Genomic DNA, 22,743 nt, shown 5'->3' with positions numbered 1-22,743 from the left:
ACTCCCTTTATATGCAAATTTGTATGTATGAAGTTAGCTTTTATTTTTTCTCAATGTAGCGCAGTGGGAAGGCATTTTCTTCTGGAGCAAAGCGCATGCCATCGAGTTCTCCCTTGCGATAGACAGAGACAACGGATTGGTAAGTGATTGGGATATAGATAGCTTCATCATGGAGCATAGTGAGAACTTTCTTATAGCCTTCATCAACTTTTACTTCGTCTGGCTCAACCAGAGTCGCCTTGATAATGCTGTCCATTTCTGACTTAGATGGCAGAGCTTCTAGGGAAACATTTTCTGGGTGGCCATGGTCTGCTGGTGAAGTTAGAGCAGTCATCCAAGCATGTGGATCCCAAGGTGCTCCCCAAGAGAAGGTCAGCATCAAATCAAAGTCGCCAGTCTTAATATTTTCCCAATAGTCATCTTCTTCCATCGCTTTGAGCTGAACATCAATTCCGATTTTCTTCCATTCGCCTTGGAAGTACTCAACCAAGTCCTTGTCTGTCGCCTTAGATGAGATATAAGGAACATTTAGGCTCAATTTCTTGCCGTCTTTTTCGCGGATACCGTCAGAGCCTTTCTTCCAGCCTGCTTGATCCAGCATCTTTTCAGCCAGCTCGATATCGTATTCATAGGGAGTCAGATTGGCGTCAGAGTGAGGGGTAGACTTAGAGAAGATAGTATCAGCTGGTGTTTCTGTTCCTCGGAAAATGTCTTTCGCGATAGACTTCTTATCAACCGCATGGTTCATAGCCTGACGGACAGACTTGTCTTTGAAGATTTCTTGCTTGGCATTCAAGAGCATGAGGCGGCTGGACATTGGCTGAGATACGTCTGTCGTGTACTTGTCATCCTTGGCATACTTGGCAAAGTTATCCAGACCGATAACGCCATTTCCATAGATCAAGTCAACATTGCCAGACTCAAACTCAAGAGCACGGGTTTGTGGATCTGGAATAATCTTGACCGTTACTTCTTTCAATTTAGGCTTTTCACCCCAGTAATTTTCATTACGGGCAAAGGTGATGTACTCATTTGCCTTCTTGTCTTTGACAACCCATTGACCTGTTCCGATTGGCTTTTTGAGGTTGTCCTTAGTTGTGTCGTCTCCATCAGGGAAAGCAGCATCAGCTACGAAGCGGATTGGACGAATCATGGATAAATCATAGAGAGTCGCACTGTAAGCTTGTTTGAGTTTAATCTCAAAGGTATGCTCATCGACAACTCGGTAGCTTTCCAATTGGTTAGTAAAGTCAAACCAAGTGTGGTTTTTCTTATTTTCTTCTGAAAAGACGGTATCGAAATTGCGTTTGACATTCTCTGCATTAAAGTCAGAGTCGTCTGAGAATTTTGCCTTTCTCAGCTTGAAGGTATAGGTTTTACCATCTTCGCTGATATCCCAGCTTTCAGCCAAGGCTGGCTCGATTTTACCATTGTCACCGTAGCGGACCAGGCCTTCATAGACCATATCCTGAATGACAAATTGGTCTGGATTGTAGCGGTGAGGATTGACATCCCCAAAGTCTTCGCCCCAAACCATGGTGAGTTTGTCTTTCTCATCGACCTTTTGGGAAGAGTTTGAATTTTGCTGGCAGGCTACCAAGAATAAAGGCAGCAAGAGGACAACTAATAAAAATAGTTTTTTTCTCATTTTTATTGAATCACTTTCTTGTATTCATATTTTTTATGATTGCAGTCCCAAGAGATAGAGGCTGCAGTTTTTTTAGCTGTTGATTTTTTGATGTTCAACTCATGCGATTGTACTTGCTGTTCAGAGCGTCTCCGAACTTGGTAAAGAGGAGAATGGTCAGAATCAGCAATATACAAGGAAAGACCACAATCCAAGGGGCTTCCTGAATGTAAATCCGGCCGTCATTAATCATGGCTCCCCACTCTGGCGATGGTGCCTGAGCGCCCAGTCCGACAAAGCTGAGACCCGCGATTTCCATGATAATGGTGCTGATGTCAAAGCTCATGGTCGTCAGAATCTGCGGAAACAGACTAGGGAAATAATAGTTTTTCAGGGTAGTCCAAAAACTATTGCCATACATTTTCGAGGACTGGATATAAGGTTCATTTTTCAGCTGCAAGGTCATGGAGCGCATCAGGTAGGCGTACTTGGTCCAGGCCGTCAGGCAGATAGCGATGAGGGTCTGCTGGAGACCGATGCCCAAGATACTGACGATGGCAATGACCAAAATGATAGATGGAAAAGACTGAAAGGCCGTGATTACCAGCAAGATGAACTGGTCGAATTTCCCGCCGATGAAAGCACTGGTCACCCCGATAAAGGAGCCCACCGCCGCAATCAGTATCAGAATCATCAGGGCAGGCAGAACTGTTTCCGCACCCCCGCTCACGGCACGCGCAAAGACAGACCGACCTAGAGCGTCTGTTCCGAACCACTCACTGCTGCTCGGTCCTTGCAAGGCTTGACCCAGATTAACCTTAGTCAAACTGTCACCCAAGAGACGAGGAGCCAAGGAGGAAAGGACCAAGGCCAGGATGATAAGGCCGCCCAAGACCAGGAGTTTTCGACTGATTTTCTTATCCATACGAACCCCCTTTGCTCGTTTTTAGTCTTTTCATGCGCGGCAGCAGTTTGGGATTTTCCTGAGCCAGTCGGACGCGAGGATTGAGCCAAACCATGAGCAGCTGAAAGACTAGATTTACAGTCAAGACCCCAGCTGTGATAAAGAGGACCGCCCCCTGAACAAGGGGATAATCCCGCTTGGCAACTACTCCAATCAGCATCTTACCGATGCCCGGCCAGGAAAAGAGGTGCTCGATAATAGCCACCCCGCCCAAGAGAGAGCCCAGCGAGAGGCTGACCAAGGTCAGAAGAAAGGGCAGAACATTGTAAAGCACGTCATGCAGCAGGATCTGTCCCTCTCGAATTCCTCGTCCCCGTGCACCTTCCACTTCTGGCGAATACAGGACTTCTATCAAAGCGGTCCGCAGCTGCGGGATGTAGCGAGTAGACATGATCATGGCCAGTGTTATGACTGGCAAGACCAAGCCCAGCTCATTGGCCGTTGCCTGAATGGGAAACCAATGCAACTGAACGGAAAAAATCAGAATCAGGATAATTCCCATAACAAAGCTAGGAATGGCATTCAGGAAGGCCAGACCTGCCATCAGGAAGCGGTCGATAGGCTTTCCAGCATGGTAGGATGTGTAGAGAGCTGTCGGCAAGGAAATTCCCAGAGTTGCTAGCAGGGTATAAAAAGCTAGGTAGACTGTATTGGGAAAATAGAAAACCAGCTGCTCCCAGACCGAAGCTCCTGAATTATAGGTCACACCAAAGTCACCATGGACAATCCTGCCCAGCCAGGCCAGATATTGCTCCATAAAGCTGCCATTCAGGCCCATCTCTGCTCGTTTGATTTCCAACAGTTCCTTGGTATAAGGAATACCCTGAGCGTTGAGGATGCTCTCAGCCGGATCTCCCGGTGCTAGATAAACCAGCAAAAAGGAGATAAAGCTGACGCAGAGCAGGATGAGGACGAATTGCAGAATCGTTTTGATAATAAATTTAATCATGCGCCTCCCTTTCAGATGTCTGGTAGCTTCCAGGCTTCTTGCTAGCTACAGCCAACAGCACTTCGCCTTGGTGGACGACCAAGGTCGCTTTCTGGTAGAGGACCAGACCGTCTTCCTTGGCAGTCACCTTTTCTAAAATATTGCCATAAATATCACAGATTTCGCCGATGACCTGACCAGCCTGTACTGTTTGATTGGGCCGGACAAAGCACATCCAGCAGCCTGACCTTTGACAGGTCAGATAGTAACTGTCGTCAAAGATCAGTGGCGCCTGCTTATAATAGGGCATAGTCCCTTCAAAAAGATAGCGGGCGACTTGCTTGACCGACTCCTTCATGGCCAGCACATCCTCTGGCAGACAGGTACCGTTTTCTCCCTGCTCCAGCAGGATGCTAGGCAAACCATAGTCCACCGAGGCAGCGTGATAAAGATTGCCACGGTCCTGAGATTGGTAGATTATCGGTGTCCCAGAAGCCTGCAGCATCTGATAGGACTTCTCCATTACCTCTGGATTTGCCCGCAGGGAATAGTAACCATGAGGGGTCAGCAGTTCTTCCCGATTGCCACTGTGCAGGTCAATCAGGAAATCACTGACACTAAAGACCTGGCTCTCAATCACAGACCGAATCTGATAGCTGAGGCTGGAAACTGGCCCTTGGTCCTGAAAGATCCTGTTCAGATTGAGACCGTCCTCAGGTACAAGCGTCGTCTCCCGAGCCCAGAAGCCACTGACATTGACTGCATGCAGGAGGAGGACAGAGCCCTGAAAGTTAAAGTCCCACTCATGCGCCAAATCCATCAGCGCCTTAACTCCGACATACTCGCAGCCATGGACTGCAGCACTGATGGTCAGCAAGGGCTGGGTAGCCTGTCCTTTAAGCAGAGTGTACTGGATAGCCAGCTCATCCGTGATAGGCAGACTTCCTTGATAGCTGCTGCATGGAGCCATAGAGTCTAGTTCTTGCTTAATCCTCATCTTTATCCTCCCTGTACTGACTGAGCAAGAGCTTGGTATAGTCACTCTTAGGAGCAGAGACGACCTCTCGCATGCTGCCCTTTTCTTGCACGATTCCGTCCTTGAGGACGACCAAATCTTCCGCAAAATTGCTGACCAGAGCGATGTCATGAGAGATGAAGAGAAAGGAGGTCTGCGAGCGCTCCTTGATATCTGCCAGCAGCTGCATGACTTCATACTGAACGGTCACATCCAGAGCACTGGTGATTTCATCGCAGATAAGTACATCGGGATTAATCAGCAGGGCACGGGCAATAGCTGCCCGCTGACATTCTCCTCCGCTCAGCTGATGCGGAAGCCGCTGGGCAAGCTCAGATGTCAGACCGACCGATCTCAGCAAGTCATGGATGGCCTGCTTTCTATCTGACTGCTGCTGATAGAGAGAGAAGTTTCGACAGACCTCTTCTAGGCTCTGCTGAATGCTGCGCTTGGGATGAAAGGTCGACTGGGGCTGCTGGGCGATGTACTGGACCCGAGCATAGTAGTCCCTATCCTTGTAGGCAGAGACTGGCTGGCCCAGTAGAGTCAGCTCCCCTTGGTCCGGCTTTAAAAAGCGGCAGATGAGCTTGGCAATAGTACTTTTTCCAGAGCCTGATTCACCGACCAGACCCAAAGCCTGTCCCTTTCCCAAGCGAATATCAATATCAAAGACACCGATTCTCCGCTCGCCTATCTGATCATACTCGTAAGTCAGCTGCTGACCAACTAATACTTGATTCATAGCTGCTCCCCTTCTCTAAACTCTGCCAGCTTAGGCACAGCCTTCAGCAATTTCTGGGTATAGGCCTGCTCAGGATGGCGGAGAACTTGATGGGCTGGACCGCTTTCGACAATCTGTCCTTCCTTCATGACAACTACTTTTTGCGCTAGATGCTCAGCTACGCTGATATCATGTGTGACAAAGAGAATGGCCATGTTTTCCTCTTGATGAAGCTGGCTCAAGAGATCAAGCAGCTTCATTTTCGACAGGACATCCAGAGCGCTGGTCGGCTCATCAGCCAGCAATAGTTTGGGTCTGCTAGCTAGAGCTAGCGCCACACCGACTAGCTGCATCATACCGCCACTGAGCTCGAAAGGATACTTATTGACGACTTTTTCAGGCAGCAGTCCCACCATCTCTAGACATTCCTCCAAGGGACGGAGATTTGATGCTTGCTGGCCCTGATTCTTCACCAAGTCCTGATAATGCTTTTTGATCTTACGGCGGTTATTAAAGCTGAGACTGGCATGCTGGCTAATCCAGGCCACTTCTCGGCCAACAAAAGGCAGATAAATGCGGTGGTCCTGGGGCTGAATTTCCTGCCCCTCAAAGGTAATACTGCCCTCTGTTACTGTCAGCCCCCTAAGAGGGAGACCTAGCAGCATCTTGAGCAGGGTAGACTTGCCACTGCCACTCTCGCCCACAATCGAAAGGGACTCCCCCTCAGCAAGAGAGAGGGAGACCCGATCGAGAATGACTTTATCTGCTGACTGCACCAGCAGATCTTTCATTTCCAGCATGTTTTATTCCTTTGATAGTTTGTTGCTGACGTGATAGTAGTCTGTTGGATGGGATTCCAAACCAGAGACGGACTTGTCCATTACCAGAGCGACCTTGAAGAAGCCGATGATGGTAAAGCCGTAGTCCTTATCCATGATTTCTTGGATTTCCTTGCTGAGCTGATTGCGCTTAGCTGGATCAGTTTCAGTCGCTAACTCTTCGATTTTCTTGTCTGCTTCTGGGTTGCTGTAGTGACCGATATTGGCTGTACCATTGGTCTTAACGGCACTGTTGAAGAAGGCATACGGATCACCGATAGGAGCTGCTACCACCGCGTAAGGTGTGAAGGCATAGTCCTTTTCACTGGCAACGGCACTGACTTCAACTTTCTTAATAGTCGCTTCGATTCCGACTTCCTTGAGTTGTTGTTGGCTTGCTTCTACAGCCAGCGGCATTTCAGGCAGACGAGTAAAGGACAGCAGCTCAATGCTGACTTTTTGACCGTCTTTTTCACGGTAGCCATCGCCGTCAGTATCCTTGTAGCCAGCTTCATCCAAGAGTTTTTTAGCTTTTTCTACGTTAAATTCATGGACGCTCTTTTGCAGGGCAAAGGCAAATCCTTTAGGGAAAGGGCCAACAGCTGGCACAGCTGAGCCTTTAAAGAGGGATTCAGAGTAGGTCTTCTTATCTACCAAGGTATCTAAAGCCTGACGGAACTTGTCATCTGCTACGTAAGGATTTTCAAAGTTATAGTAGTAAGCTAGGTAGCGGGAACCTTCTACTTCAGAAATTTTGTAGTTCTTATCGGAAGCATAAGTACTTAGATTTGCATAAGGCAGACCATAGACGGCATCAACTTCCTTAGACTTGAGGGCTGCAGAAATAGCTGTCGGATCAGAGAAGTATTTAATCTTCAGATTAGCAACTTTTGGCTTGCCATCCCAGTAGTCATCATAAGCCTTGAGCTCTGCTCCGCTCTCAGGAGTGTACTTGGTCACCATGTAAGGGCCAGTTCCGACAGGAGCCTTGTCAGATGCACTCTTGCCAGTCGTATCGACAATGGCGGAGTATGGCTCTGCCAAGAGATTCGCCATGATAGGTTGCACAGCCTTTGTCTTGATGGTCACGGTTTGACCCTCCGCAGAGATACTGTCAATGCCCATATCTGATGCTGCCCGTTCGCTGGTCTTAATCAAGCGTTCCAGAGAAGCTTTGACCTTTTCACCGGTCATTTTTTCACCATTTTGGAAAGTCACCTTATCCTTGAGGGTAATTTTCCACTCTAGGTCTGAGACTGCTTCGATTTTCTCAGCCAGCCAAGGTTTTACTTCAAGTTTGTCGTCCATCTTAAAGAGGGTTTCTCCCACTCCGTAACGGACCGTGAACCAGCCATTGTATTCCGCTGCTGGATCTACATTTGCTGGAAATTGCGTATAACCAATGGTTACAGTCTTACTGCCACTATCGCCAGAAGGCTCACTGGTTTTGCTAGGGTTTACACAGGAGGCTAGGGCTAGGCCTGCCAAGGCTAGAGCCATAATTTTTTTAAAATGTTTCATAAAATATTCAACTTCCTTTTCTATTTTGTAAACTACTTTAAGACGGTCTGTCCTAGTCAAATCTAAATACGCTTCGCTCTCTGTCTAAGGTGGTTCTATGTCCTGAAGATGAGAGAGCAAACGAGTGAAAAACAAGTGATTGCTCATTCTCTTTCCTCCTTGGGGATGTGCTTGTCTTAATCTTTTCCTTCCAGATAGCTTCTAGTATCTTCGACAAAGGCAGTTGGCAGAGCCAAATCAGCTTGCAACTCATCGCGATAAGCTCGGATAACTTCTGCCTCTCGGCCGGAGACAACTTTTTCAGCCCAGTCTGGGTCTAGGAGCAGGGCCTTGCCGAGGGCAAAGAGCGGAATCCCCGCATCCAATACACGCTGGGCATCCTGCTTGGTATCAATCTGACCGACACCAATCAGGGGCACTCTATCATTAATTTTTCTGATAATTTTCTGAATTACTGGCTCCGAGTCCTGAGAATCTCTGATAGACGAGCGCCAGACACCAGAGGTCGAAATATGCAGATAGTCCACCTGATGATAGATGAGCTGCTCCAGCAACTGCAGGGTATCATAAAGCTGGATTCCTGGCTCCTCAATCTCTTCCGGAGAAAAGCGGTAGCCAATCAGGAAGGGGCGGTCGGCCTCTTCTTTGACTAGTTGCTTGGCTCTTTTCAGCAAGGTCTTTGGAAAGCGCAGGCGGTTGTTAAGACTGCCGCCCCACTTGTCCTGACGGACATTTGAATGAGGAGAGACAAACTGCTGGATCAGGTAGGTATTGGCGCCATGAAGCTCGACGCCATCAAAGCCAGCCTGAATCGCCCGTCTGATAGCTGACAGAAAGTCCTCTATCACCTGCTCCACTTCAGCGTTCTTGAGCGCCCTCGGCTCCGCCAGATAATCGCGTGGAGCCTTAACAGCACTGGGTGCTACTGGCTGACCGTCAATCAAATCAGGCAGAACCATGCGACCACCATGATAAAGCTGTACAATAGCCAGAGCCCCTTGGTCCTTGATAGCCTTGGCCAGACGGCTAAGCCCCTTAATCTTATCGTCCTCGGCGCCACTGAAGCTCTCCGCAAAGGACTTGCCCAGAGGATGGACATAGGTACTGCCAGTAATGACCATACCAACCGACCTCGACCGACGGGCAAAAAAGTCAATATCTGCCTGAGAAACATAGCCGCCCGGATCACTAGCGCAGATGGTCATGGGAGCCAAGACAACGCGATTGCGCACAGTCTGACCATTTTTAAAAGTAAATTTATCCTGAATCTGTGTATTCATCTGGTCACCTCTTTCCCAAGATAAATCATATTGTTTGTTTTTTTATAATAAATCCTTAGAGTAAGGTCGCCTGCCAAGTCTGGTCACGCTCTTCCAAGAGCAGCACTCGTCCTTGGGGGACATCAATGTTCCAAAAAACAGCCTCTCCATCAACCAAATGCTGGTAAATCAAGCGAAGGACTCCCAAATGAGCTACTAGAGCGATTGACTCATCAGCACTATCTAGCAGGCGGTCTGTTGCTGCCCAGACTCTGGTCTGAAAGTCAGCGAACACTTCTGCCTCAGGAGGCGTAATCTCAAAGGGAGCCTCCAGCCAAGCCTGCCAGATTTCTGGAAAGGCTGCCTGAATCTCATCAGCTGTCAAACCTTCCCATTGTCCGAAACCTCGCTCGTCAAAATCAGCTAAGGCCTTGACTTGCCTGTCTGGAAAAGCCAGCTGGGCTGTTTCCTGCGTCCGCTTGAGACTACTAGTGTAGATTGCATCGACCGTGTGCTCCTGCATCAGTAGCGCCAGCTGCTTGGAGTCCGCTTGGCCTTGCTCGTTGATAGAGACATCATGGCTGCCGTAGAAACAGCGCCTGCGGTTGTAGTCTGTCTGACCATGCCGCATCAAATACCATCTTTTCATCCCAGCACCACCAATCCTAAAAGATAGAGGAGCTGGGCAATTTCGACATAGGCCCCTAGCGTATCGCCTGTGTGGCCGTCAATTTTATTATAAACGAAACGACGATAGCCAATTGCTCCCAAAAATACTAAGCCGTAAGCCAGAAGGCCTCTCCAACTGAAAACCAGCAGAGACAGGAGCAAAGGCAAAAGCTGGGCAAGCAGGATATGACTAGTCTTGCTGCCACTGAAGAAATTTCCCGAGCCACCGCCTTCTCTAGCATAGGTCATCCGGTAAAGCTGTAGGCTCAGACCAGCCTTGCCAATCATGGTCAGACTAGCCACGATAAACCAGCGAGGCTCTGGCAGATAAGGGTAGAGAACCAGCATCAGAGCATAGTAGAGAATGAGCGCCAGAACGCCATTGCTGCCAATCCGACTGTCCTTCATAATCTCTAGCATCCGCTCCTTCTTACGGGAGGAGAAGAGACCGTCTGCCGTATCCGCCAGGGCGTCTAAATGAAAACCACCTGTCAGCAGAACATCAAAAGCAAGGGTCAGAACCCAAGCGACCATCCCTGGCAGGACTAGGCTCGTCAGGAAATAAAATCCACCTGAAATCAAGCCCAGCAAGAGGCCAAAGAGGGTCAGAAAAGGAAGTCCCCGTCGCAAGTAGGAGATATCCACTGCCTTTGGAATCACAATCCGGCTAAAAAATTGGGTATAGATAATCAATGCCTTTATCATTTCAACTGCTGAGCAAGGCCGCAGATGACTAGATAAGCCTCGCTCGCCTCCTTTGCAATCAATTGGTTAATCTTGCCCTGCACATCACGAAAGAAGCGTCCTAGTCTGGTCTCTGGGACAATGCCCAGTCCAACCTCGTCCGTTACAATCCAGCACTCAGCATCAGTCTGATGGATTGTAGACAAGAGCTCTTGCCATTCTTCTTCCAAGAGCTGCAGCAGGAAAGACTGCTCCTGCCGACTGAGAAAATGCTCCTCCGTCAGCTCCAGCTTGTCTGGAAAATGCTGAGCAATCAAATCAAAGAGGCGATTGCTGGTCAGAAGAGTGGCACAATCCAGCAGATAAACTGGATGCGACTGTTCTCGTAACCAGTCGGCCAGCCCTGCATACTGCTCCTGAGTCGTCCAGGAAGCCGGCCGCCGTTCTTGGTGCAGCCGAATCCGCTCCTGCCATTCTGGATCTTCCCCTCGGGGCAGGCCGGTCGCAATGTAGCAAACTCTCTCTCGGTCCGCCAACTGCTCCTCCGCAAATGCCGACTTACCGCTTCTGGCACCGCCTGTCACTAACACAATCTTAGCCATTTGCTTCTTCTTTCATTACTTGAAATGCCTGCTCAAAGGCTGCCAAGGTCTGGTCTAAATCCGCTCTAGTATGGGCACTGGACATAAAGTTGGTTTCATACTGAGATGGCGCCAGATAAATGCCCTCTTCCAGCAAGAGACCGTGCAGTCTTGCAAACTGAGCATGGTCAGCCGCCTTAGAATCCTCAAAATTGCGAACTGGCTTCTGACTGAAGAAGAAGCCAAACATGGTACCTTTTGATACGACTTGCAAATCAATACTGTACTTGTCTGCTAGATTTCGCAAGCCATCACAGAGGTAGCTTGTTTTCTCTTCGATCTCAGCAAAGAGCTCCGGTGTCAGCTGTTTCAGCGTTTCGTAACCGGCCGTCATGGCGACTGGATTGCCCGACAAGGTACCAGCTTGATAGATGCTGCCTAGAGGCGCTACCTGATCCATATAGACAGCCTTACCGCCAAAGGCTGCAACTGGGAAGCCGCCACCGATAACCTTGCCTAAGCAGACAAGGTCTGGCTCTGTCTGATAGAGGCCGACTGCCCCCTGATAATGAGCTCGGAAACCACTCATGACCTCGTCCACGATGAAGAGAGAGCCGTATTCCTGAGTGAGGGAGCGAATAGTACTGATAAAGTCCGCATCCGCAGGAATCAAGCCCATATTGCCAGCAACGGCTTCTAAAATGACACAGGCAATGTCGTCTCCGTGCTTTTCAAAGCAAGCCTTCAGAGCATCTGTGTCATTGTAAGGTAAAGCCAGAGTTTCCCCAGCTACCTGAGCAATGACTCCGGCAGAATCAGCAATCCCAAAGCTGGCCAAGCCTGAACCAGCCTGAACCAAAAAGGAATCGCTGTGGCCGTGATAGCAGCCGATAAATTTGACAATTTTAGAGCGCTTGGTCACTCCACGCGCTACCCGAATGGCGCTCATGGTCGCTTCCGTTCCCGAATTGACCATCCGCATTCTTTCCATGAAAGGCAGGCGCTCCTGCACCAGCTGGCCGAGGGCAATTTCTCTGGGACTAGGAGCACCAAAGCTGGTTCCTTCCCAAATAGCTTCCACAACTGCTGGTAACACATCCTTAGGAGCATGCCCCAAAATCATAGGCCCCCAAGACAGGACGTAGTCAATATAACGGTTGCCATCGACATCATGCAAATAGGCTCCGCTGGCTTTTTCGATAAAAAGCGGATGACCGCCCACAGCCTTAAAAGCCCTGACAGGGCTGTTGACTCCGCCTGGAAAGAGCTGTTGAGCCTCTGTGAAATATTGGTTGGAATGTTCTCTCTTCAAGTTGGTCCTCCTTATCTAGAAAACTGCTGAGTTTCCGCAGTCTCTATCCTTCTCTCAGATAGCCGGCCGCATCCTTAGCAAAATAAGTGATAATCAAGTCTGCACCAGCCCGCTTCATACTGGTCAAGGTTTCCATGACAATGGCTTTTTCATTGATCCAGCCCTGCTGAGCTGCTGCCTTGACCATGGCGTATTCTCCGCTGACATTATAGGTCACCAGAGGCAGCCGGGTTTCCTGGCGCAGCTCTCTGAGGATATCCAGAAAGGACAGAGCCGGCTTAACCATGAGAAAGTCTGCTCCCTGCTCCTCATCACTCTTGGCTTCTCTTAGAGCCTCCAAGCGATTAGCCGGATCCATCTGATAGGTCTTGCGGTCGCCAAAGGCCGGAGCACTCTCACCTGCATCTCGGAAAGGTCCATAAAAGCTAGAGGCAAACTTAATGGCATAGGACATGATCGGAATCTCTTCAAAGCTAGCCGCATCAAGCCCCTGACGGATAGCCGCCACAAAACCGTCCATGGCATTGGAAGGCGCAATGACATCTGCTCCAGCCCTGGCTTGGCTGACAGCGACTTCTGTCAGTCTAGTCAGAGACAGATTATTGTCCACTTCCTCCCCTCGCAAAATGCCGCAATGGCCGTGACTGGTAAACTCACAGAGACAGGTGTCTGCAATGACGACCGTCTCAGGGAAATGCTTCTTGATCAGACGGATAGCTCCCTGGACAATGCCATTTTCAGCTGAAGCCTGACTGCCTCTTTCGTCCTTTTCTGACGGAATGCCAAAGACGATAAAAGCCCGAATGCCCAAGTCCACACATTCCTGCACTTCTGGCAGCAAATCCTCGATGGAGAACTGATAAACTCCCGGCATAGAGGCAACTTCTTGCTTTTCAGTCAAGCCTTCCTTGACAAACAAGGGTTGGATAAAATCATCCACAGACAGCTTGGTTTCTCTAACCAGCTGCCGCAGACCGCTACTTCTTCTCAGCCTGCGATGTCTATAAAATTCCATGCTTCTTCTCTTCTTTCTTGATTATTTCCTTGACCATTTCCTCAACAGAAGGACTCTGGGGCTGGTAGTCTACCTCATAGCCGGACTCCTTGACTGCCTGAGCCGTTGTCTTGCCAATTACTGCAATCTGATGGCTGGACGCTAGATGGGGCTTAATAGCACAAAAACTCTGCCAAGCCGATGGACTGGCAAAGGTCCAAATCACATCCTCTTGGGACAGATAGGTCTCGAGCTGGTCCTGACCAGCAGGGTTTGAGGTCGTTTCGTACATAGGCCAAGCCCAGACATCATGACCTGCTTCTTTTAATTTTTCAGCCGGACTAGGATTGGATAGGCTACTCTGGGGCAGCAAGATCTTCTGCGTCGGCAGAGCCAAATCCAGCCACTCCTGAATAAAGTCAAGACCATAGTGGCTGCTGGCCTGAAAATCACAAGCTCGGCCTAGCTTGTCCAGCGCCTGACTGGTCTGCGGTCCAATGGTCGCAATCTGGTAGCCAGCTTTCAGATAGGGACTGAAAGCCTCCACCGCGACAGCGCTGGTAAAAAAGACCCAGTCGGATTCTGGTAGAACTGCTTGGATAGCTTCTGGTAAGGGCAAAGATTGACAGCGAATGAGAGGAACATGATGCGTCTCAAATCCAGCCTGTCTGATTTCTGCTAACCAGGCAGAGTCCGGCGCCTGCTCTCTGGTAAAGATTATTTTTTTAACCATGGCATTCCTACTGCTCCCTTATCAGCTAACTGGTGCACAGCCTGCTCTGCCAATTGCTGGCCATCCTGCCCTTGAAGGCTGACAAAGACACATTGACCGTCCTCCTTGGCCAGCATGGCATCTAAGTGATAGTCCTGACCTTTTTTCTGGGCAAAAGCAGCGATAGGGAAGGTACAGTCTGCATTCATCTGAGCCAAAATTGCCCGCTCAACTGCCACTTCAGCAGCTGTCTTCTCATTCTGAACAGTTGCCAAGAGACTCCGTAGCTCCTCATCCTCTTCCCGGCATTCCACTGCCAAAGCTCCCTGAGAAATAGCTGGCAGACAAAGACTGGTCTCTAAAGGCTGAATGTGAAGACGGCGGCTTTGGTTCAGCAAGCCCAAGCGCTTAAGTCCAGCCATAGCCAAGACAATGGCGTCGTATTCGCCCTCTTCCAGCTTCTTGATGCGTGTATCAATGTTGCCCCTCAGTGGCTTGAAAGCCAAATCCGGCCTCTGAGCCTGCAGCTGAACCTGCCGGCGAATGCTGCTGGTTCCTATAAGAGCGCCCTTAGGCAGGTCAGCCAGCGTCTGGCCAGCTTGACGGAAAATCAAGCAATCACGAACATCTTCTCGCTGACTAATCGCACCGAGCGCACAGCCCTCAGCTAGTTTAGCCGGCATGTCCTTGAGACTGTGGACCGCCATATCAATCTCACCAGCCAAGAGGGCTCGCTCGATTTCCTTGACAAAGACTCCCTTACCGCCAATTTCCTGGAGGCTGACATGGGTCAAGCGATCTCCTTTTGTCGTATAGGGAACGAGGACAAAATCCCGCTCTGGATGGAGCTCCTTGAGCTGATCTACTAACTGTTGGGTCTGGGTCATGGCCAGCTTACTCTTGCGGGTTCCTACCTTAATGACCTTCATCTTTTCCCCTTTCTCTGTGCAAGCCAAATATCTTGGCAATCAAGGCAATGTCATAGTCTGAATGCTCTCCGACTGACAGCTCTTTGAGCTGCAAGATTGGCTCCTTCAAGACTTGGTTGATAATACTCTTCATGTGCTTGGAAATCTGCTTCTGCTCCCGCTCGGTCAAATCTGGAATCTTGCGATTAAGGCTTTCCATGGCCGAAGCTTGAGCTTCCAAAGCCTTGTCCCGGATTTCTTGAATCAGGGGAACAATGCCTAGCTGCTGGCGCCAGTCAGCAAACTTGAGCAACTCCTCATCAATCTCCAAAGCAATCTGACCGGCAATCTCCTGCCGCTCCGCCTTATATTTCTCCAGTTGATTGGTTAGATTTTCGATATTATAGAGCTTGAGAGACGAGCTCGGATGGCAGGAACGAGGCAGACAGAGGTCAAACACGACCGCATCCGCCTTAAGCATGGAAGGAAAGATAATGTATTCTTCCGTTTTAACCGCTGAAAAGACCACATCCGCATCCGCCAGCACCGCTTCCAATTCATCCCAGCCATGAGCAGATACCCTATCCTCTGTCAGAAATACTTGGGCCTTGCTGACCGTCCGATTGAGCAGCATGACTGACTTGAAAGGCCGCTGTAAGGCATACTTGGTCACTAGCTGACCAATCTCTCCCAGACCGATAACAGCTACCTTTTTAGTGCTGTAATCCAGCCCCAATCGGTCCAATTCTTGGATAGCCGTCAGTCCGATAGAAATGGGGCGGTCATTGATTCGATAAGAATCATGCATGCGCTTAGCAAAGGTCAGCGCCTGCTTGAAAGCCTGATTGAGAACAATTCCAGTCGTACCAGCATCTTGCGCTGTCAGGAAAGCCTGCTTGAGCTGGCCCAAGACCTGACTTTCACCGACAATCTTGGATTCCAATCCGATAGAGACCCGCAGCAGATGCCGCAAGGCCTCATCCCCCTCACGAAAGACTAAATACTCTTCCAGCTCCTTGACAGGAATTTGAAACCAGTCTGCCAAAAAATGCTTGGAATAGTAGCGGCCAGTGTGCAGCTGGTCCACCACTAGATAGAGCTCGGTCCGATTGCAGGTGGACAGAATAATATTTTCCAAGATACTTTTTTCTCTTTTCAGGAGCTTTAGAGCTTTCAGCCCCTCCTGATCTGAAAAATGCGCTTTTTCCAAAATTGTCAGCGGCGTTTCCCGATGGGTCAAACCCACATATAATAGGTGCATGCTTCTTTCCTTCTTTTAAAGTTGGTCTAAAATTGCTTCTATCTTCTTGCGAATCTCCTTGGAACGGCTGGGCGAGAGACCATTGGTCGAGATCATGACAGATACGTCCTTCTTTCGCGCAATGGCTACATTATAAAAGTCAGAGAAGGTCTTGTCGCCCGTATTGTTCACCAGCTGACTGGGTGCCGCCTCCTCCATAATCTGACGGTTAACTTCCTCCTGATCTGTACAGGCAAAGACCAGCTTAGCGCCTTCCAAATCGCCTGTCTGGTAGGGTCTAGCTAGCCACTGGATCTCCGCCTGCGGAATATCAGTATGCAGAGTCGGACTGACCACTGTCACAGCAGCCTGCTCAGCCAGCAGGGTCTTAATCTTCCGCGCTGCGACCTTGCCGCCTCCCACTACCACGACTTTCTTCTCTCTGATATTAATCATGACTGGATACATGCTGGCTTCTCCTATTTCTTTTCCCGAAAGATTTTTGCGCTGCGTTTGTAGACTGTATCTGGCTCCTCTAGACGGTCATTGACCAAGCGAGCCAGTACAAAAAAGTAATCCGACAAACGGTTGATGTAGATCAATCCTACCTCATTGACCGCTTCTTCTGCTTCTATAACAGCTACCATGCGCCGCTCTAAGCGTCTGGTCATGGTGCGGGCCACATGCAGGAGACTCGCAATCCGATGGCCGCCCGGGATGATAAAGCGGTCGATTTTAGGAGGGATATGCATATACTCATCCATCCGCTCCTCCAACCAGCTGACATTGGCTGGCTCCTGCTTGTAGGGACGCAGTTCCCTCGGTGTAGCCAAGTCGCTGCCGCAGTCAAATAGATGCTGCTGGATTTCCTCGCATTCCAGACGCAGGTCGTCCAAGATCGGATAGTCACGCATCTCAGATACGACATAGCCTAGATGAGAGCATAGCTCATCCATCGTTCCATAAGCTTCGACCCGAATATGAGTCTTGGATACTCGATCCCCACCGTAGAGCCGTGTAAAGCCCTTGTCACCGTATTTCGTATAAATTCTCATTTTTCTTCTCTGTTGATGATTTGATAAATCTGCTCCATATCCAAAGACTGGCGCAGGACGTCTGCCAACTTATCATACTCTCTGTCTTTAAAGTCTTTGATACTGACAAGCTGGTCCTCTAGGGGTTCTAAGCCCTTAGCCAGACGAAGTTCATTCAGATACTGACGAGTCCATTCTAGATTGTCAAAGACCCCATGAAGGTAGGTCCCCTGCACCTGCCCGCCATAAGCCACTGCTCCATCTAGTCGCTCGGTTGCTTCACCATTTTGCTCCTTGATGATGGAGAATGCCTCCAGACTATCCGCCAGCTTGGTTTCTCCCATGTGAATCTCGTAACCCTCTAGCTCTTGCCCCTCATGCAGGGCTCTGACCTGAGTCGTCCTCTTGACCGGCTGAAGCACCGTCTCTGTCTCTAAAATACCTAGACCGCTAATCTCATCTAAGTCAGACTCTAGGTGAAGGGGATCGCTAATCTTTTGTCCCAGCAGCTGATAGCCGCCGCAGATACCAAAGATTCGCACGCCTTGCTCCAGACACTCGAGAATCTCGGCTTCAAGACCAGACTCTCGCAGATAGTTCATGTCTTCGATAGTGTTTTTGCTGCCCGGCAGAATCAAGAGATCCGGCCGGCCGATTGCATCTCCCGGCTGGACATAGCGGACAGAAACATCTGGTTGGATTTCTAGACTGTGAAAATCCGTAAAGTTGGACAGGCGCTTGAGGCTGACAACTGCGATGTCTAGACTCTTTCTGCTATCAAAGCGCCGGCTTTTCTGTACCAATGCCACACTGTCTTCACTGTCAATATCCAGCTGGGCATAAGGCACGACTCCGATGACCGGCACCTGGGTCAGCTCCTCAATCATGTCAATACCGGACTGCAGCAGGGCCACATCGCCTCGGAATTTATTGATAATAACACCCTTGATTCGCTTGCGGTCCTCAGGCGGCATAAGCTCAATTGTTCCGTAGATAGAGGCAAAGACACCTCCCTTATCAATATCCGCCACTAAAATCACTGGCGCATCGACCAGCTTGGCCATGCCCATATTGACAATGTCTCGGTCATTGAGATTGATTTCAGCTGGACTGCCAGCACCCTCGATGACGATGATATCATTTTCAGCACCCAACTCCTCATAGACTTCCTTAATCTTAGGCAGGAGCTGCTGCTTGTACTCATGGTATTCGACAGCATCCATATCCCGCAGTACTCGTCCTAGAAAAACAACTTGGGACTTGCGGTCAGAGGTGGGTTTGAGCAGGACTGGATTCATGCGGACATCCGGCTCTTTGCCAGCTGCCTCAGCCTGAACGACCTGAGCCCGGCCCATTTCATCTCCTTTTTTGGTAATAAAGGAATTAAGCGCCATATTCTGCGACTTAAAAGGCACCACTTCTAGGCCATCCTGCTTAAAAATCCGACAGAGTCCCGCCGCAATAATGCTCTTCCCAGCATCTGAGGCAGTCCCCTGTACCATCAATGATTTGACCATTTCCCATTTCCTCCTAGCTGCTCAAAGAAAGCAGCTTCATTTTCTGCCAGTGGCGTCTGGATAGTCTGATGAAGCTTGACAATCCAAGGTACAGCCAAGCCTGCCTCTATTAGCAAATCTCCCTGCTGGAAGAAATCAAACTTGCTGCCCTGTGCGATCAAATGCCCCTTCTGCAGCAGATAGGCATAGTCACAGCAATCATACATCAGATCCATATCATGGCTGGATACGATGATGTTGGTTCCAGCCTGGACTAGCTTTTTCATAGTCGCAGCCATCTGGTCCCGCCCTTTTGGATCCAGTCCAGCTGTCGGCTCATCAAGCAGCAGATACTTTGGCTGCAGGGCCAGCATACCTGCAATAGCCACCCGTTTTTTCTGACCGTAGCTCAGATACTGCAAGGGTCTGTCTTGCAGATGAGAGATGTCCATCATCTCTAAAGCCGTTGCGACTCTGCTTGCTATCTCGTCTTCTTCATAGCCTAAATTTTCCAAGGCCATGCCAATATCGTCCTTCACAATGGTATAAAAGAGCTGCTGCTCTGGATTCTGAAAGACCATATTGACATGCTGCCGATACTGAAACAAGGCCTTCTTAGAGTCGCCCACAGGCTGACCATCATATAAAATGCTGCCCTTCTGCGGTTTGAGCAGGCGGGTGATGATTTTCATGATGGTAGACTTACCTGAGCCGTTAACGCCCAAAATACCGGTAATCCGGCCCTCTTCGAAGTCCATAGAAATATCGTGCAGCGTTGGATTTTCGTCATACGCAAAAGAAATATTCTTCACTTGTAACATCTGAGTTTCCTATCTACTTTCCATTATAGTATAAAAGCAGTCTTCTTGTAAATGCGCTTTCATTATTCACTGTGCTCTGCATCAAATCTTAGCGTCAGCACCTCATTTAAATGCTGATTATCATCCAGCAGTTTGACAAAGAGAGTATTGGCTAATCTACCCCAAGCCTGGTGTTGCTTCCTTTTATTGTAAAAGGAGAATTTCAAGTCCAAGGTATCCCGAATGGTCACAAACTCATAGAAGACCAGGAAAATGAAGCGATACATGAGGACAATCAAGTCTAGCAGTACCCGCGGGACGTGCATGGCTTTAAAAAGCCGCAGCATCTGAGCAAAAGGTACCGTCAGGACAAAGAAATAAGTCGAAACCAAGGATGAGTAGATGCGCAAAAGGATAAAAATGGTCTGCTGGACAGAGGATTGGCTGATGCCCAGATAACCCTGACCTAAAGGCAAGGCCAGCAAGAGCTGTTCCTGATTATTCTGATAGGTCAAGACAAAGGTCAAGAGACTAATCAGAATAAAAATACTGGCGTGCAGATACCACTTTAGATAGCGCAACCACGGAAGCCGAGCTAGATAGCAAGTCAGAGGCGCCACCAAGACAATGAGCCCTAGCTGCAGACTCCTGACACCAGAAAAACTGACAGCTAACAAGAGTACATAGATGACAAATTTATAAGCAACCGGCAGATTTTTCAACCGGTTTTGATAGGCGTATTTATCAATCGCAAACATGAGGTAGCTCTCCTTTCTAGCTATGTTTTGCAATACCTCCCAGAACAGAGCAACTCCAGTCCCAGACAGGCTTAATCGCTATCAAGAACCAGAGCTCGCTCTTACTGTTGAAGGCTTTTATTTATGTTCAGAAACTTCCTTTTGTTGGCCTTGTTTTTTCCCTTTGTGGTAGCCAATAACATAGAAGATGATCCCCGCTCCGATACTGCCTTGCAGGGTAAAGAGCAGACTTTCTACTTCTGGACCAGCTGGCTCAAAAATCGGTGAAAACCAAGGCTCGTAGTCCTTTTGGATAGAACTAATAGTTTTTTCAGCAGCGTCATCTGTTCCACTGTATTCCACACCCTTAGGGGCAAAGATAAAGGCAGCTAGAGTGACTGCTACTGCAGCCAAGATCAAGATGAGATTCTTATATTTTTTCATTTGAACAGACCTGCTCTTTCTTTGACATTTTCTGAGATTAAGTTATAGAGGACAACTGTCAGCAATCCTTCTACGATGGCAATTGGGATTTGAGTGGTCAAGAAGACACCCATGAACTTCAGTGCAGAACCAACAAAACCGCTGTTAGCATCTGGGAAGACCAAACCGAGCTGGATAGAAGTTGTCGCATAAGTCGCCAAGTCCGCAATCACAGCACAGATAAAGATAGATACTGGCGTAGACAGCTTGATGGATTTAGCAAACTTATAAACGAAATAACCGACAAATGGACCAACCACTGCCATTGAGAAAGCATTGGCACCCAGAGTTGTCAAGCCGCCGTGAGCTAAGAGAAGGGCTTGGAAGAGCAAGCAGATGGTTCCCAAAACGCTGATAACGGATGGACCAAACATAGCAGTCCCCAGACCAACCCCAGTCGGATGCGAGCTGGATCCTGTCACAGAAGGAATCTTCAAAGAAGATAGGATAAAGATAAAGGCACCAGACAAGGCCAGCATGGTCTTGGAATTTGGATCCTCTGCAACGATTTTCTTGATGCGCATTAAGCCTACTACAAAGAAAGGCAGGAATACGGCGAACCAGAAGATACACCAAAAGAGTGGAAGATAGCCTTCCATGATATGCATAGCTGACACAGACTGGGTACTCAGTACCGCCAAAATAGCCAACAAGGCCACAAAAGTTACTTTTTTATTTTTCAATAGTTTCATGTTTTTTCCTTTACTAAGAACCTAAGCTCAAAAGGATGAATGCCTATCCATGAACATGGGTTCTGATATTAAAAAATCTTCTTTTTCACGAGGAAGGTAGTAAAATAAGGCAGCTTGGTTTCTGGTGTGATTCCTTCTAGGCCCAGCAGAGTCTGCTGCTTATCCGTCGAAGAATTACTAACCATAAAAGTCTGCTGCAAGAGACCGAGCTTTTCGAGAAGGGGCAGGACAGTATCTAGGTGATTGGCCACCTTCATGATCACAATCGAGTCATGCAGCTCAAGCGCCGCCTCAATCTTCTCAGCAGAAGCCGTAGCCGGCATGACCGCCAGAGACTCCTCATCCATGGTCAGGGGCTGACCTAGCTCGGAAGCCATGCTGCAGAAAGAGGTGATACCAGGGATAGTCTGACAGTCGATTTCCTTTTCCAGCAGAGCCAGCAGATAGCTATAAGTGCTGTAGACCATGGGGTCACCCAGTGTGATAAAGCCGACATTCTTGCCAGACTTGACATCCTCTGCGATTTCAGCAGAGATGGCCTGCCATTGGACTTCTTTGGTCGAATTGGAACGAACCATAGGGAAATGCCGCTGCTTGATTTCCAAATGCTCTTTCAGGTAAGGATCTGCAATACCTAATGCAAAGCTCTTGCTCCCCTTCTTAGCCTCTGGTGTATAGAGAATATCTAAGTCTTCCAAAAGCCGACTGGCCTTGATAGTCACTAGCTCGCTATCACCCGGTCCCACACCAATTCCGTAAAATTTTGCCATTCCTTCCTCCTATTCGATGATTTCTTCTAAGTGCTGGATGTAGAGCTGTTGAACTTCAGGGTATTCGCCCAGACCAACCAGATGAGCCTTGACTTCATATCCCTGCTCCTTGAAGAAGTGATACCAAGACCCTTCCTCATCCGAGCTCATATCATTGGTCGCATGGTCGCCCGCCACCAACATGAAAGGTGCTAGATGCACTTCTCGAACACCCTTTTCTTTTAGTTCCTGCTCAATCAACTCAACCGGAGGATAACTCTCTACACATCCGATATAGACTGAGTTTCCTTTCATCATATGATCCAAGGCCGCATAAGCTGTAAAAGCATAATGCTGACTGCCATGGCCCATCAAAACTGTTGCTGCATCTTGCCCCTCATGGCCATACCGTTCCAGCAGAATATCCTTGACAGCCTCATAGTCTTCCTGACTGTTGAGCAGAGGCTTGGCAACGACCAGCTTTTTAAAAGCTGATTCAAACTCTTTGGCTTGGGCAAGAATCTTTTCATACTCGCTGCCCAAAATGACATGGAGAGGCTGGATATAGACCTCCTCAGTGCCCGCTTCCAAGAGCTGCTCTAACACCTCTTTGACCGTAGGAATATCTAGCCCTTCCTGCTTCTTAATCCGCCGTCTAACGACATTTGAGGTAAAAGCTCGGTGGACCGGATAGTCTGGAAAATGTTCCTGAATAGCCTGCTCACAAGCCTCGATTGTTTTGCGTCTGGTCTCGGGATAGGTCGTTCCGAAACTGACTACTACTATAGCTTTACTCATG

The 22,743-nt window shown here is 48.9% G+C and carries 25 protein-coding genes; all 25 read right to left on the bottom strand.

From position 1 onward, the window contains the following. Positions 1–40: 40 nt before the first annotated feature. The 25 genes from nikA to QZ169_RS00400 all read right to left on the bottom strand — a co-directional run bounded on the left by nikA (position 41) and on the right by QZ169_RS00400 (position 22,742). Complete coding sequence (gene nikA / locus QZ169_RS00520) at positions 41–1,648, bottom strand: nickel ABC transporter substrate-binding protein (protein ID WP_295504103.1); 1,608 nt, start codon at positions 1,646–1,648, stop codon at positions 41–43. 94 nt (positions 1,649–1,742) lie between these two features. Next, positions 1,743–2,552 (bottom strand): ABC transporter permease, encoded by an 810-nt coding sequence (locus tag QZ169_RS00515; protein ID WP_295504101.1) that lies wholly within the window; start codon positions 2,550–2,552, stop codon positions 1,743–1,745. Continuing rightward, complete coding sequence (locus tag QZ169_RS00510) at positions 2,545–3,540, bottom strand: ABC transporter permease (protein ID WP_295504099.1); 996 nt, start codon at positions 3,538–3,540, stop codon at positions 2,545–2,547. Before QZ169_RS00510 ends, QZ169_RS00515 begins: the two co-directional genes overlap by 8 nt. Continuing rightward, positions 3,533–4,516, bottom strand: a complete 984-nt coding sequence (locus QZ169_RS00505; protein WP_295504097.1) for a M14 family metallopeptidase — start codon at positions 4,514–4,516, stop codon at positions 3,533–3,535. The genes QZ169_RS00510 and QZ169_RS00505 overlap by 8 nt, the downstream gene beginning before the upstream one ends. After that, positions 4,506–5,276: an ABC transporter ATP-binding protein gene (locus tag QZ169_RS00500; protein ID WP_295504095.1), complete on the bottom strand. Its 771-nt coding sequence runs from the start codon at positions 5,274–5,276 to the stop codon at positions 4,506–4,508. Before QZ169_RS00500 ends, QZ169_RS00505 begins: the two co-directional genes overlap by 11 nt. Beyond that, positions 5,273–6,055 (bottom strand): ABC transporter ATP-binding protein, encoded by a 783-nt coding sequence (locus QZ169_RS00495; protein ID WP_295504093.1) that lies wholly within the window; start codon positions 6,053–6,055, stop codon positions 5,273–5,275. The genes QZ169_RS00500 and QZ169_RS00495 overlap by 4 nt, the downstream gene beginning before the upstream one ends. Before the next feature lie 3 nt (positions 6,056–6,058). Continuing rightward, positions 6,059–7,654 carry an ABC transporter substrate-binding protein gene (locus QZ169_RS00490; protein ID WP_295504091.1) on the bottom strand — a complete coding sequence of 532 codons (1,596 nt, stop codon included), beginning with the start codon at positions 7,652–7,654 and terminating at the stop codon, positions 6,059–6,061. Between the two features lie 116 nt (positions 7,655–7,770). Further along, positions 7,771–8,874, bottom strand: a complete 1,104-nt coding sequence (locus tag QZ169_RS00485) for an NADH-dependent flavin oxidoreductase (RefSeq protein WP_295504089.1) — start codon at positions 8,872–8,874, stop codon at positions 7,771–7,773. Positions 8,875–8,929: 55 nt separating this feature from the next. Beyond that, positions 8,930–9,502: a histidine phosphatase family protein gene (locus QZ169_RS00480; protein ID WP_295504087.1), complete on the bottom strand. Its 573-nt coding sequence runs from the start codon at positions 9,500–9,502 to the stop codon at positions 8,930–8,932. Then, on the bottom strand, positions 9,499–10,227 hold the full coding sequence (gene cobS / locus QZ169_RS00475) for an adenosylcobinamide-GDP ribazoletransferase (RefSeq protein WP_072073478.1): 729 nt from the start codon (positions 10,225–10,227) through the stop codon (positions 9,499–9,501). The genes QZ169_RS00480 and cobS overlap by 4 nt, the downstream gene beginning before the upstream one ends. Then, a complete protein-coding gene (cobU, locus tag QZ169_RS00470) occupies positions 10,224–10,808 on the bottom strand; it encodes a bifunctional adenosylcobinamide kinase/adenosylcobinamide-phosphate guanylyltransferase (RefSeq protein WP_295504085.1) in 585 nt (194 codons plus the stop codon). The genes cobS and cobU overlap by 4 nt, the downstream gene beginning before the upstream one ends. After that, the gene (gene hemL / locus QZ169_RS00465) at positions 10,801–12,099 is read right to left on the bottom strand and encodes a glutamate-1-semialdehyde 2,1-aminomutase (RefSeq protein ID WP_295504083.1); all 1,299 of its coding nucleotides are present in this window, start codon (positions 12,097–12,099) and stop codon (positions 10,801–10,803) included. Before hemL ends, cobU begins: the two co-directional genes overlap by 8 nt. A gap of 43 nt (positions 12,100–12,142) precedes the next feature. After that, the gene (gene hemB, locus QZ169_RS00460; RefSeq protein WP_295504079.1) at positions 12,143–13,114 is read right to left on the bottom strand and encodes a porphobilinogen synthase; all 972 of its coding nucleotides are present in this window, start codon (positions 13,112–13,114) and stop codon (positions 12,143–12,145) included. Further along, the gene (locus QZ169_RS00455) at positions 13,101–13,826 is read right to left on the bottom strand and encodes a uroporphyrinogen-III synthase (protein WP_295504077.1); all 726 of its coding nucleotides are present in this window, start codon (positions 13,824–13,826) and stop codon (positions 13,101–13,103) included. Before QZ169_RS00455 ends, hemB begins: the two co-directional genes overlap by 14 nt. After that, positions 13,811–14,734 carry a hydroxymethylbilane synthase gene (gene hemC / locus QZ169_RS00450; RefSeq protein WP_295504075.1) on the bottom strand — a complete coding sequence of 308 codons (924 nt, stop codon included), beginning with the start codon at positions 14,732–14,734 and terminating at the stop codon, positions 13,811–13,813. Before hemC ends, QZ169_RS00455 begins: the two co-directional genes overlap by 16 nt. After that, a complete protein-coding gene (hemA, locus tag QZ169_RS00445; protein ID WP_295504073.1) occupies positions 14,721–15,974 on the bottom strand; it encodes a glutamyl-tRNA reductase in 1,254 nt (417 codons plus the stop codon). The genes hemC and hemA overlap by 14 nt, the downstream gene beginning before the upstream one ends. Before the next feature lie 15 nt (positions 15,975–15,989). After that, on the bottom strand, positions 15,990–16,421 hold the full coding sequence (locus QZ169_RS00440) for a bifunctional precorrin-2 dehydrogenase/sirohydrochlorin ferrochelatase (protein WP_223310298.1): 432 nt from the start codon (positions 16,419–16,421) through the stop codon (positions 15,990–15,992). A gap of 11 nt (positions 16,422–16,432) precedes the next feature. Next, complete coding sequence (locus tag QZ169_RS00435; protein WP_002919585.1) at positions 16,433–17,008, bottom strand: cob(I)yrinic acid a,c-diamide adenosyltransferase; 576 nt, start codon at positions 17,006–17,008, stop codon at positions 16,433–16,435. Then, on the bottom strand, positions 17,005–18,504 hold the full coding sequence (locus QZ169_RS00430) for a cobyric acid synthase (protein WP_295504067.1): 1,500 nt from the start codon (positions 18,502–18,504) through the stop codon (positions 17,005–17,007). The genes QZ169_RS00435 and QZ169_RS00430 overlap by 4 nt, the downstream gene beginning before the upstream one ends. Continuing rightward, positions 18,489–19,304: an energy-coupling factor ABC transporter ATP-binding protein gene (locus QZ169_RS00425; protein ID WP_295504065.1), complete on the bottom strand. Its 816-nt coding sequence runs from the start codon at positions 19,302–19,304 to the stop codon at positions 18,489–18,491. The genes QZ169_RS00430 and QZ169_RS00425 overlap by 16 nt, the downstream gene beginning before the upstream one ends. Before the next feature lie 62 nt (positions 19,305–19,366). Continuing rightward, positions 19,367–20,041, bottom strand: coding sequence for a CbiQ family ECF transporter T component (locus QZ169_RS00420; protein WP_032908916.1), 675 nt, complete (start codon positions 20,039–20,041; stop codon positions 19,367–19,369). Between the two features lie 117 nt (positions 20,042–20,158). Then, a complete protein-coding gene (locus QZ169_RS00415; RefSeq protein ID WP_002910535.1) occupies positions 20,159–20,464 on the bottom strand; it encodes an energy-coupling factor ABC transporter substrate-binding protein in 306 nt (101 codons plus the stop codon). Continuing rightward, complete coding sequence (locus QZ169_RS00410) at positions 20,461–21,195, bottom strand: energy-coupling factor ABC transporter permease (RefSeq protein ID WP_002901131.1); 735 nt, start codon at positions 21,193–21,195, stop codon at positions 20,461–20,463. Before QZ169_RS00410 ends, QZ169_RS00415 begins: the two co-directional genes overlap by 4 nt. A gap of 68 nt (positions 21,196–21,263) precedes the next feature. Next, the gene (locus QZ169_RS00405) at positions 21,264–21,965 is read right to left on the bottom strand and encodes a cobalt-factor II C(20)-methyltransferase (RefSeq protein ID WP_295504062.1); all 702 of its coding nucleotides are present in this window, start codon (positions 21,963–21,965) and stop codon (positions 21,264–21,266) included. A gap of 9 nt (positions 21,966–21,974) precedes the next feature. Then, positions 21,975–22,742, bottom strand: a complete 768-nt coding sequence (locus tag QZ169_RS00400) for a sirohydrochlorin cobaltochelatase (RefSeq protein ID WP_295504059.1) — start codon at positions 22,740–22,742, stop codon at positions 21,975–21,977. Position 22,743: the final 1 nt, after the last annotated feature.

The sequence above is a fragment of the uncultured Streptococcus sp. genome (assembly GCF_905372115.1).
Taxonomy (GTDB): Bacteria; Bacillota; Bacilli; order Lactobacillales; family Streptococcaceae; genus Streptococcus.
The sequence above is the reverse complement of the archived record's forward strand: the minus strand, read 5'-3'. Positions and strand labels throughout refer to the sequence as shown.

Coding starts and splice junctions, on each gene's coding strand:
- nikA (WP_295504103.1), bottom strand. CDS start 1,648: ATGAGAAAAAAACTATTTTTATTAGTTGTCCTCTTGCTGCCTTTATTC.
- QZ169_RS00515 (WP_295504101.1), bottom strand. CDS start 2,552: ATGGATAAGAAAATCAGTCGAAAACTCCTGGTCTTGGGCGGCCTTATC.
- QZ169_RS00510 (WP_295504099.1), bottom strand. CDS start 3,540: ATGATTAAATTTATTATCAAAACGATTCTGCAATTCGTCCTCATCCTG.
- QZ169_RS00505 (WP_295504097.1), bottom strand. CDS start 4,516: ATGAGGATTAAGCAAGAACTAGACTCTATGGCTCCATGCAGCAGCTAT.
- QZ169_RS00500 (WP_295504095.1), bottom strand. CDS start 5,276: ATGAATCAAGTATTAGTTGGTCAGCAGCTGACTTACGAGTATGATCAG.
- QZ169_RS00495 (WP_295504093.1), bottom strand. CDS start 6,055: ATGCTGGAAATGAAAGATCTGCTGGTGCAGTCAGCAGATAAAGTCATT.
- QZ169_RS00485 (WP_295504089.1), bottom strand. CDS start 8,874: ATGAATACACAGATTCAGGATAAATTTACTTTTAAAAATGGTCAGACT.
- QZ169_RS00480 (WP_295504087.1), bottom strand. CDS start 9,502: ATGAAAAGATGGTATTTGATGCGGCATGGTCAGACAGACTACAACCGC.
- cobS (WP_072073478.1), bottom strand. CDS start 10,227: ATGATAAAGGCATTGATTATCTATACCCAATTTTTTAGCCGGATTGTG.
- cobU (WP_295504085.1), bottom strand. CDS start 10,808: ATGGCTAAGATTGTGTTAGTGACAGGCGGTGCCAGAAGCGGTAAGTCG.
- hemB (WP_295504079.1), bottom strand. CDS start 13,114: ATGGAATTTTATAGACATCGCAGGCTGAGAAGAAGTAGCGGTCTGCGG.
- QZ169_RS00455 (WP_295504077.1), bottom strand. CDS start 13,826: ATGGTTAAAAAAATAATCTTTACCAGAGAGCAGGCGCCGGACTCTGCC.
- hemC (WP_295504075.1), bottom strand. CDS start 14,734: ATGAAGGTCATTAAGGTAGGAACCCGCAAGAGTAAGCTGGCCATGACC.
- hemA (WP_295504073.1), bottom strand. CDS start 15,974: ATGCACCTATTATATGTGGGTTTGACCCATCGGGAAACGCCGCTGACA.
- QZ169_RS00440 (WP_223310298.1), bottom strand. CDS start 16,421: ATGTATCCAGTCATGATTAATATCAGAGAGAAGAAAGTCGTGGTAGTG.
- QZ169_RS00435 (WP_002919585.1), bottom strand. CDS start 17,008: ATGAGAATTTATACGAAATACGGTGACAAGGGCTTTACACGGCTCTAC.
- QZ169_RS00430 (WP_295504067.1), bottom strand. CDS start 18,504: ATGGTCAAATCATTGATGGTACAGGGGACTGCCTCAGATGCTGGGAAG.
- QZ169_RS00425 (WP_295504065.1), bottom strand. CDS start 19,304: ATGTTACAAGTGAAGAATATTTCTTTTGCGTATGACGAAAATCCAACG.
- QZ169_RS00420 (WP_032908916.1), bottom strand. CDS start 20,041: ATGTTTGCGATTGATAAATACGCCTATCAAAACCGGTTGAAAAATCTG.
- QZ169_RS00415 (WP_002910535.1), bottom strand. CDS start 20,464: ATGAAAAAATATAAGAATCTCATCTTGATCTTGGCTGCAGTAGCAGTC.
- QZ169_RS00410 (WP_002901131.1), bottom strand. CDS start 21,195: ATGAAACTATTGAAAAATAAAAAAGTAACTTTTGTGGCCTTGTTGGCT.
- QZ169_RS00405 (WP_295504062.1), bottom strand. CDS start 21,965: ATGGCAAAATTTTACGGAATTGGTGTGGGACCGGGTGATAGCGAGCTA.
- QZ169_RS00400 (WP_295504059.1), bottom strand. CDS start 22,742: ATGAGTAAAGCTATAGTAGTAGTCAGTTTCGGAACGACCTATCCCGAG.